Annotated in this window: 2 protein-coding genes; both read right to left on the reverse strand. The window is 47.5% G+C overall.

The window, feature by feature from the left end; all coding sequences use genetic code 11:
- Positions 1-5: 5 nt before the first annotated feature.
- Positions 6-1139, reverse strand: coding sequence for a site-2 protease family protein (locus tag HRU42_RS21085; RefSeq protein ID WP_295034055.1), 1134 nt, complete (start codon positions 1137-1139; stop codon positions 6-8).
- A gap of 310 nt (positions 1140-1449) precedes the next feature.
- Positions 1450-1935, reverse strand: a 486-nt coding sequence (locus HRU42_RS21090; RefSeq protein WP_295034057.1) for a FapA family protein, incomplete at its 5' end; no start/stop codon positions are given.

Here is a 1935-nt window from a genome sequence, read left to right on the forward strand (position 1 = left end):
TTGCTCTAGCTCTGTAATATCTTCAGTGGTAAGCCCAGCATGTCATCCCCCGAGCCTGCTAAGTACCAGATGATGGCGATCAGGGCACCTACGGTGATAAAATACCATAGGGTTGAGAATATCTGTCCATACCTGTCCAGGGGTAACAAGTGACTCTGGTGGCGCGTCTTCCATTCGAATACTATCTCTAAGCTACCAATTAGCAGCAAGAAGCCCAAGAGTGCTAAGCCTAAGGTGTAGCTCAGGTAAACGCCTACGGCGGCCCCGGCGATGCAGGCGGTCAGCCCCAAGACGCTGTTCATCGAAAAGCTGATGCTCTTTAATATGTGCCCACCGTCGAGTGGCAGTATGGGTAATAGATTAAATAGGTTTAACAGGGCGTTAAATGCGGCCAGACCGGCGAAAAATACGTTCCCCGTTAACCAGTAGGCTATCAAGGCCATGATGGACATGAGTAGGCCGAATGTGGGTCCCATGATAGATATCACCACGTCTTGCCAACGGGTATTGATCTTCTCGTCGCTGAGTGCCAGACCACCCATAAATGGGATCAGGTAGATGCCCTTGGTTTTCATGCCGAAATATTTCATGGCTCTGATGTGGCCATATTCGTGAAACACCAGACAGGCGATCAGGGCTAGTGCAAATTGGAAGGAGAATAACCAGGAATATGCGGCAACACTGGCACCTGCTAAGACGACCTTGATGACTTTTACGCTCTTTAGCAGCTTGAATCCCAAGGAGGCCAGGCCGACGGCACTGAACTTTCGCTGGGCTTGGATAGGCTTGACAGGCACCTGACGTTCGATATCTTTGGTGTTCCTATTGCCTTTATCTATGACCTGCTCATCTTTGATCAGCCGATATTCTATGCTAAAAGGCTGCCAGGTAAGATTGACCTCTAGGCTTATCTTTACGGTTTGGCTGGCAACGGCGGGTACAATACTCGCATCCGGGGTGGTATTAACCGGATTGACGGGGACGGTGAGTTCAAAATCATGGGTTTTTAGTCCCTCATTATCCGCAGATGCCTGTTTGACAGAGACTAAGGTCTCCCCCCAATACAGTTGTTGCCAACCCGCCATAGAGCCTTCTAATCTCAGTTCTTTGCCTAAACAATCAATTCTTAATAGTTCCACAAATGTTCTCTTAGCTTTCTTGGTTATTAATCAGTTTTATGGAGGGATTATGCATGTAAAGTTTGAGGGAAGCGAGAGGGGATAACTTGATTTGAATCGGTGACTATGTTGAAAACGGCTAGTTTGATAACACCCTCGATCACATCCTTGATAACACCTAGCGAGGAGCTGGCGCTGCAAACACATCCATGCTCCCACATATGGCTGCTATCGCGGCGTCATTGAGTTATGCACTTCGAGGTTGAATGTAGAGGCATAACCTGAGGCATTACACTTGAGTCATTGAGGCTGGCTCATATAAGTAAGGGCATTAGCCGCGACTGTTATAATCGAAGACTATCTCTTGATCTTGATTCAATACCCTACAAGTACCGTGTTCTCTCTGAGTTCGGTTGAAGGCTTTACCTATATGAATCTCGACATTGGCAAAAATGTGTTTATGAGCTTCTATGTGGTTGTCTTGGTAATAGCCATCAATTTCTTGTTTGGCTAACGCATATTCAACCTCTTCCCGGGTGAGTTCATTGCTGATGCCTTGCTTCTCATCCAGCATCATTTGAACTTGTTCCACCATCATGGCGTCATCTTGCCATTCACTCTTTGGCGGTAATTTTCTGAGCCGAGCCTCGCAGTCTAATTTAGCCACCACCCTCGCCTTAATCGCTTGGTCGAATACTTTTAGGTTGGTCTTTAAATCACCCTGATTCATGGCACAAAACACTTGGGTCTTCGTGCCCGCAGTCGCGCCTATGACCACGGCGTTAAGGCCTTTTTCGGCGTTAACTATTCCGCCGAC

It is taken from the genome of Shewanella sp. (assembly GCF_013214165.1).
Lineage (GTDB): Bacteria > Pseudomonadota > Gammaproteobacteria > Enterobacterales > Shewanellaceae > Shewanella.